Annotated in this window: 8 protein-coding genes and 1 tRNA gene; 1 reads left to right on the forward strand and 8 read right to left on the reverse strand. The window is 40.1% G+C overall.

Going from position 1 to position 8,075, the window contains the following annotated elements; genetic code table 11:
• Positions 1 to 78: 78 nt before the first annotated feature.
• From ltrA (OZD68_RS01025) to rpsD, 5 genes are all read right to left on the reverse strand, one after another.
• The gene (gene ltrA, locus OZD68_RS01025; protein WP_182309282.1) at positions 79 to 1,329 is read right to left on the reverse strand and encodes a group II intron reverse transcriptase/maturase; all 1,251 of its coding nucleotides are present in this window, start codon (positions 1,327 to 1,329) and stop codon (positions 79 to 81) included.
• A 43-nt stretch (positions 1,330 to 1,372) separates the two neighbouring features.
• Positions 1,373 to 1,495, reverse strand: coding sequence for a hypothetical protein (locus tag OZD68_RS01030; RefSeq protein ID WP_275008770.1), 123 nt, complete (start codon positions 1,493 to 1,495; stop codon positions 1,373 to 1,375).
• A gap of 399 nt (positions 1,496 to 1,894) precedes the next feature.
• Positions 1,895 to 2,095: a Fe-S cluster assembly protein IscX gene (gene iscX, locus OZD68_RS01035; RefSeq protein WP_182309285.1), complete on the reverse strand. Its 201-nt coding sequence runs from the start codon at positions 2,093 to 2,095 to the stop codon at positions 1,895 to 1,897.
• A gap of 30 nt (positions 2,096 to 2,125) precedes the next feature.
• Positions 2,126 to 2,212, reverse strand: a tRNA-Leu gene (locus tag OZD68_RS01040).
• A 9-nt stretch (positions 2,213 to 2,221) separates the two neighbouring features.
• Entirely contained in the window at positions 2,222 to 2,836 is a 615-nt protein-coding gene (gene rpsD, locus OZD68_RS01045) for a 30S ribosomal protein S4 (protein ID WP_010962555.1), read from the reverse strand.
• A gap of 113 nt (positions 2,837 to 2,949) precedes the next feature.
• Between rpsD and tkt the strand changes: the two genes are divergently transcribed.
• Complete coding sequence (tkt, locus tag OZD68_RS01050; protein WP_182309284.1) at positions 2,950 to 5,001, forward strand: transketolase; 2,052 nt, start codon at positions 2,950 to 2,952, stop codon at positions 4,999 to 5,001.
• Between the two features lie 259 nt (positions 5,002 to 5,260).
• On the opposite strand, the gene OZD68_RS01055 is transcribed toward tkt, so the two are convergent.
• The 3 genes from OZD68_RS01055 to OZD68_RS01065 are packed head-to-tail and all read right to left on the reverse strand — an operon-like array spanning position 5,261 to position 7,695.
• Positions 5,261 to 6,229, reverse strand: a complete 969-nt coding sequence (locus OZD68_RS01055) for an ankyrin repeat domain-containing protein (RefSeq protein WP_220468112.1) — start codon at positions 6,227 to 6,229, stop codon at positions 5,261 to 5,263.
• A gap of 49 nt (positions 6,230 to 6,278) precedes the next feature.
• Complete coding sequence (gene ltrA / locus OZD68_RS01060) at positions 6,279 to 7,529, reverse strand: group II intron reverse transcriptase/maturase (protein WP_182309282.1); 1,251 nt, start codon at positions 7,527 to 7,529, stop codon at positions 6,279 to 6,281.
• A gap of 43 nt (positions 7,530 to 7,572) precedes the next feature.
• A complete protein-coding gene (locus OZD68_RS01065; protein WP_275008770.1) occupies positions 7,573 to 7,695 on the reverse strand; it encodes a hypothetical protein in 123 nt (40 codons plus the stop codon).
• Between the last annotated feature and the right edge of the window lie 380 nt (positions 7,696 to 8,075).

Consider the following 8,075-nt stretch of genomic DNA (forward strand, 5'->3'; position numbering starts at 1 on the left):
AGGAGAGTAGACCGGCGGAACTTCCCCACCAGTCCCTCACAAGACTGTACGTAAACCTCTCGATTTATACAGCTTCCATTATTCAGTCTTCTGACCTAACCCTAACGTCCAGTGGTAGAAAGTATCTGGATTTTCCTTTCTTACTCTTCCTAGAAGTTGGCTTGCTAGTTTTCCTCGAGTTCGAAGCTTCCTATACTTTCTTTTGACCCACTTTTCCAGTTGCCGCTCTATGTTCTTCAGAGGTTTGTATATTTCTTGCCTGTAAAACCTGCCATAGTACTGAAACCAGCCTCTGACTATTGGATTTACTTTCCTCGATATTTCCTCTAAAGTTGTTGATGTTTGTCTGCGTATTTTCCATGACCTTATGACTTGACAGATCTTTTTCTTGGCCTTGTTACTAATCGCAGGTAGAAACGAGACAAAATAGGTTCCTACTTTGTTGTTCTTCGCTAACCTAGGTCTAAATGTATAGCCCAGGAAGTCAAAACTTTGTATTGGAAACCCACCTCTCCTGTTATCATCCTTACAGTACACTATTTGCGTCTTCTCAGGATGTAATTTTAGCTTACATTGTGCCAATCTTTCTTTGATTGCTGCTCGCATAAAGTCCGCCTGTTCCTTAGTTTTGCAGTGCACTATCACATCGTCCACATATCTTTCAAATGGTACTGTTGTGTAGTTTCGTTTCATCCACATATCAAATGCATGATGCATAAATATATTTGAAATGATCGGGCTAACTGAACCCCCTTGCGGAACTCCCTTATCCCTTACTACCTTGTTGCCATCTGCTTGCTGAATTGGAGCTTTCATCCATCTTTCAACATACAGTATGACCCATTTGCAGTCTGTGTGCTTTTTGATAGCTTGCAATGCCAAGCCGTGGTCCAAATTGTCGAAAAATCCAGATATATCAAGATCTATCGTCCAATCGTACCTCCAGCATCTTTTACGAGCTGTATCTACCGCATCCAGTGCAGACTTATTTGGTCTATAACCATATGAATCCTCATGAAATTTTGGTTCTACCAGCGGCTCTAGATACATAGCAGCAGCCGTTTGCCCTATCCTGTCAAATACTGAAGGAACACATAAAATTCTTTGCCCTCCTGTATCTTTTGGTATCGCAACAGCTTTTACCGGCTCTGGAAAATAACTTCCCGATGACATCCGATTCCATAGTTTGTACAGATTGTCTTTTAGATTTTCTTCAAACTTTGTTATCGAAACCTCATCCACACCAGCAGCACCTTTATTTTTCGATACTTGTTTATAAGCTCTCCAAATAAGTTGCTTCGGTATATCAGAAGACTTTGTTTTATTCATTTACTCCTCCCTTTCGTTTGACAAATAATTAAAACTGAATAACTCAGCCCCTTCGCTCCATTTCCATTACAGAAACTTCTTTACTACTACGAGCTGATCCGCCCCTGTTTTCCGCATCAGTACTCTCATCCTTGGAGATCAGCTCCTTGGATTTCTTCCTTATCATCGAAACGACAGGTTCCCGTAGTTCTTCACAATAGCCTGAAATAGATTCATGCCACCTTTATGCCGGACGCCAGCTATCCAGTAAACAAGCTCCCGATAGCCTTATCCCAGGTTACAAACGACCCCCTGGTTTTGACGTCATACAACTGGTTTCGACACTTCATCAGTGGTTCACTTACGTTCATCTCTCTATTTCATACATGACGCATAATTGCGCCTTTTCCATAACGCTCACTACCTTGGCTCTTTACCAAAGCAGCTTATGGTTGTTTGAAGCCTGCTCTTGTAAACCGGTTCCGAGGGACCTACCCTCATCTACTGTGCAGCTTTTGCACTTAGTTTGCTCTTACTTGAACATTCTTTGTGTCTCTACGGCACACCGTTTGCGTATGGTTTATTGCTATGCGGTTAATCTTTCCTCAATCCAAGCTGCTTGAATAGCTTCGAGTATTTTTTCGTTACAGCGTTTTTCATCATCATCAAATTCCTCTAAACTCAAGACCTTTTTTTTAAGCTCAGTGAATCTGATACTAATTATATTCTCATTTGGAAATTTTTCCTCCAGAGCTTCCACAATATCTCCTATATCAAGCCATTTCATACTTTTTTGTATTTATCTGCTAAGTTAAATTGGTGCCCATGGGGAGACTTGAACTCCCAAGGTCGCAAAACCCACGGATTTTAAGTCCGCTGCGTCTACCGATTCCGCCACACGGGCTTTTTTTATCTATCTAGAGTAAAACTCTACTACTAAATTGACTTCCATGTCTGCTGAATAAGGAACCTCAGAATATTGAGGTGACCTCAAATACTTCACTGAATGCTCTTTACTATCTGCTTCTAAATAATCCGGAGCCTTGCGCTCTTGTTTTTGTTCAGCCTCTACTACTACAGGGATTTTTGCTGCCCTTTCTCTTATTTTTATTATATCACCTGGCTTCACTCGATAACTCGATATGTTAACCACCTTATCATTAACTGTAACGTGCTTGTGAGATATGAGCTGCTTTGCTGAGTAAATTGTTGGAACAAGACCAGAGTGGTATAAAACAGAACTTAATCTCGATTCTAAGATACCGATAAAATTATCAGCCGTATAACCCTTTCTGTTATAAGCATCTAAAAATGTACGTCTGAGCTGCTTACTTGAAATCGCATAGTAAAACTTAAATTTCTTATGCGCAGCAAACTGCTTACCAAAGTCGGATAACTTCTTGAATCCAAGAATACCATGTTGACCTGGAGGGTATTTCCTTTTGTTTACTGGGTCTTTAGCTCTACCCCATAAATTTACACCAAGTCTACGGCTAATCCTATACTTTCTAGTGATAACAGTTGTCATATAAAAACTCTCACGATTTAACTTTAGATTATTAAGGATTTTAGCACTCAGTGTCAACTTGTTTTTGCTGATATAATCTTTTATACTTCATTTTTAAGTTTTTCTATTAACATATGAATCATTCACATTTAAAATCTATGGCAAACGCCATCCGTTTTTTATCAATTGATGCAGTACAAAAAGCAAACTCTGGACACCCAGGTATGCCACTTGGCATGGCAGATGTTGCAACTGTTTTGTTTGCTAAATATCTGAATCATAATCCTGATGATTCTAAATGGTTCAATAGAGATCGCTTTGTTTTATCAAACGGTCATGGGTCAATGTTACTATATTCAATATTATATTTGACAGGTTATATCGGTATAGATGAGCTAAAAAACTTTAGGCAAATGAGATCCAAGACCCAAGGTCATCCAGAGTTTGGCTTGACTTCCGGAGTAGAGGCAACAACAGGCCCGCTCGGTCAGGGGTTTGCCACTGCTGTTGGCATGGCACTTGCTGAATCGATTCTTAAAGAACAATTTGGAGATAGCTTAATTAATCACTACACTTACGTGATGCTAGGGGATGGCTGTCTTATGGAAGGAATAAGCCATGAAGCAGCATCACTTGCTGGGCATCTTAAATTGAATAAGCTTATAGCTCTTTTCGATGATAATGATATTTCTATAGATGGCGCTACTTGCCTTTCCTGTTCTGACGATGTAGAGAAACGCTTCTTAGCGTATGGATGGAATGTTGACAAAATTGATGGCCATGATTTTGATGCCATATCCCTTGCAATAGAGCAAGCAAAGAAGTCTGATAAACCTACAATGATCTGCTGCAAAACTATTATCGGAAAATTTTCAAGCCGTGCTGGCACATCCTCTGCTCACAGTGGTGCTTTTTCGGAGGAAGACATAAAACAGATGAGAGAGAAATTAAACTGGAATTATGAACCATTCCATGTACCAGAAGATGTGAAAAATGCCTGGAAGAAAACTGTTGAGAGAGCAAAACAAAACTACACGATGTCATTCCAGCGCGTGACCAGGAAAGAAGAAAAAGAATGGATCCCAGTGTCAAGCACTTGGATGACAGAAGAGAATGCTGGGATGACAGGGTATCATGCAGAACTTCAAAGACGGTTAGATAAACATCTACCAGATAATATCGCTGGTGTTTTAGCTGACCTGAAGAAACAAATATGTGAGCTAATGCCAAACGAAGCTACTCGATCTTCTTTCGGCAGAGTAATGGAACTTTTAACTGAGTCTATGCCGGAATTAATCGGCGGTTCTGCTGATCTTACTGGGTCAAATTGCACTAAATATAAGCACATGCAGGTAATAAATAGCAATAATTATAGTGGCTCTTATGTCCACTATGGAGTGAGAGAGCACGCTATGGCAGCTTGTATGAATGGTATGGCACTTCACGGCGCGATTCTTCCTTATGGCGGCACTTTTTTGGTATTTTCCGACTATTGTCGTCCTGCTATACGTCTTTCAGCTCTGATGAAGCAGCAGGTTATGTATGTCATGACTCACGACTCAATTGGAGTGGGAGAAGATGGCCCAACTCATCAGCCAATAGAGCATTTAGCCTCTTTGCGTGCTATACCAAATCTATATGTTTTTAGGCCAGCCGATGCAGTTGAAACTCTAGAGTTTGTTAGCATTGCACTCGAAAAAAAAGAATCACCTGCACTGTTTGCGCTCTCAAGGCAAAACGTAAGTTACATGCGCAAGTTCTACTCTGATATCGATCAATCTGCTAATTTATCGAAGTTTGGTGCATATATTTTGTGTGAATGTTCAAAAGAATTAAAAGTGACGATATTTGCTACGGGGTCCGAGGTTGAAATTGCAGTTGAAGCAAGGGAGAAATTGCAGGAAAATGGTATAGGTACAAGGATTGTTTCTATGCCATGCTGGAGGCTTTTTGACGAGCAAAGCGATGAATATAAAGCTGCAATATTAAATAATGACAGCATTAAAGTTGCAATTGAAGCCGGAAGTGAAATGGGTTGGCATAAATACATAGGTTCAAACGGTATATTTATTGGCATGAAAAGCTTCGGAGAATCAGCACCTTATAAAACACTCTATGAGCATTTTAATATCAGTGCTGATCACGTAGTAAAATGTGTGTGTGAGAAACTGGTTTATATTCAGTAGACTTCTTGCATAACCATATGAAAGCCCACTCTTCTTTGTCATTCCAGCGCGTGACGTTATTTCCATCCAAGATGGTGTCATTCCAGTGCTCCTTTTTTTGTCATCCCAGTGCGTGACACTGGGATCTAGCCTTTATTATTTGGTTGAAATTAAGTCTTCTGGATCCCAATGTCAGCTACTTTCATGACATCATCATAAAGTAAAATGAGATCCCAGTGTCACGCACTGGGATGACACCTTTTCCGGTAGAAGATCACTATCAAATCACATTGCTCTGGTCATTATGATCACCATTATTTTGTTCAACTGATTGATCGACCACAGGTGAAGAAGAATCATCATAAGGTTGTGTGTCAGACTTTTCTTCGTCAGACGCAAACAACCATGAAAAAAAACCACCAAAAAATGATGCAACTAATGAAAAAGGCTTCATAAGTATACTAAACAAACTACCAAAAAAAGAGCTCGGCTGTTCTTCTGTTTGTGCAGGTTCTGTGGAAGCAACAGGACCTACATCGTTGTCTTGTACATCAGTTCCTTGTTCTGCACTGGTGGTGCTGGTTTTTTCCCCTTCTTTGCTATTATCTGATTGTAGTTCAGTATCATCACCTACTCGTTTTTCTTCCTCTTGACCCCCTTCACTATCTGTCGATGATCCACCCGCTGAACCATCATCAGATTTTTCTGCTGGTTGCAATAGAGTTTTTATTCCTTCATCAGTGGCTAATTTGAAAGGAGTATTTCTATCTTCATTTTCTATATTAACATCTGCTCCTTTTTCTATTAAGAATTTTACTGTTTCCGCAGAGGCGTTTGCTGGACGATATGCATAACCCATAAACATTTTATTTTTTGTAGTAAAATGTAAAGGAGTCCATAGATCGTTATCTTGTATATTAACATTCGCTCCTTTTTCTAATAAAAGTTCTGCTATATCCGTATAACCTTCTCTAGCAGCACAATGCAAAAGAGTATGTCCATATGAATCTACTGCATCAGCATTTGCTCCCTTGTTTAATAAAGCTTTAACTATATCTTTATGGCTACTATTGTAATTATATTCCATCATACTCTGAAGAAGTGATTCAATTACTGTATCAACCTTTGCTCCACTATTTAATAAAACTTCAGTTGCATCTTTATGACCATAGAAAGCAGCTTTAAACAAAGGAACCATTCCATTTTTATCTGCTATATTAAGGAGAGTAGACCGGCGGAACTTCCCCACCAGTCCCTCACAAGACTGTACGTAAACCTCTCGATTTATACAGCTTCCATTATTCAGTCTTCTGACCTAACCCTAACGTCCAGTGGTAGAAAGTATCTGGATTTTCCTTTCTTACTCTTCCTAGAAGTTGGCTTGCTAGTTTTCCTCGAGTTCGAAGCTTCCTATACTTTCTTTTGACCCACTTTTCCAGTTGCCGCTCTATGTTCTTCAGAGGTTTGTATATTTCTTGCCTGTAAAACCTGCCATAGTACTGAAACCAGCCTCTGACTATTGGATTTACTTTCCTCGATATTTCCTCTAAAGTTGTTGATGTTTGTCTGCGTATTTTCCATGACCTTATGACTTGACAGATCTTTTTCTTGGCCTTGTTACTAATCGCAGGTAGAAACGAGACAAAATAGGTTCCTACTTTGTTGTTCTTCGCTAACCTAGGTCTAAATGTATAGCCCAGGAAGTCAAAACTTTGTATTGGAAACCCACCTCTCCTGTTATCATCCTTACAGTACACTATTTGCGTCTTCTCAGGATGTAATTTTAGCTTACATTGTGCCAATCTTTCTTTGATTGCTGCTCGCATAAAGTCCGCCTGTTCCTTAGTTTTGCAGTGCACTATCACATCGTCCACATATCTTTCAAATGGTACTGTTGTGTAGTTTCGTTTCATCCACATATCAAATGCATGATGCATAAATATATTTGAAATGATCGGGCTAACTGAACCCCCTTGCGGAACTCCCTTATCCCTTACTACCTTGTTGCCATCTGCTTGCTGAATTGGAGCTTTCATCCATCTTTCAACATACAGTATGACCCATTTGCAGTCTGTGTGCTTTTTGATAGCTTGCAATGCCAAGCCGTGGTCCAAATTGTCGAAAAATCCAGATATATCAAGATCTATCGTCCAATCGTACCTCCAGCATCTTTTACGAGCTGTATCTACCGCATCCAGTGCAGACTTATTTGGTCTATAACCATATGAATCCTCATGAAATTTTGGTTCTACCAGCGGCTCTAGATACATAGCAGCAGCCGTTTGCCCTATCCTGTCAAATACTGAAGGAACACATAAAATTCTTTGCCCTCCTGTATCTTTTGGTATCGCAACAGCTTTTACCGGCTCTGGAAAATAACTTCCCGATGACATCCGATTCCATAGTTTGTACAGATTGTCTTTTAGATTTTCTTCAAACTTTGTTATCGAAACCTCATCCACACCAGCAGCACCTTTATTTTTCGATACTTGTTTATAAGCTCTCCAAATAAGTTGCTTCGGTATATCAGAAGACTTTGTTTTATTCATTTACTCCTCCCTTTCGTTTGACAAATAATTAAAACTGAATAACTCAGCCCCTTCGCTCCATTTCCATTACAGAAACTTCTTTACTACTACGAGCTGATCCGCCCCTGTTTTCCGCATCAGTACTCTCATCCTTGGAGATCAGCTCCTTGGATTTCTTCCTTATCATCGAAACGACAGGTTCCCGTAGTTCTTCACAATAGCCTGAAATAGATTCATGCCACCTTTATGCCGGACGCCAGCTATCCAGTAAACAAGCTCCCGATAGCCTTATCCCAGGTTACAAACGACCCCCTGGTTTTGACGTCATACAACTGGTTTCGACACTTCATCAGTGGTTCACTTACGTTCATCTCTCTATTTCATACATGACGCATAATTGCGCCTTTTCCATAACGCTCACTACCTTGGCTCTTTACCAAAGCAGCTTATGGTTGTTTGAAGCCTGCTCTTGTAAACCGGTTCCGAGGGACCTACCCTCATCTACTGTGCAGCTTTTGCACTTAGTTTGCTCTTACTTGAACATTCTTTGTGTCTCTACGGCACACC

The organism is Wolbachia endosymbiont of Drosophila bicornuta (assembly GCF_028982105.1).
Classification (GTDB): Bacteria; Pseudomonadota; Alphaproteobacteria; order Rickettsiales; family Anaplasmataceae; genus Wolbachia; species Wolbachia pipientis.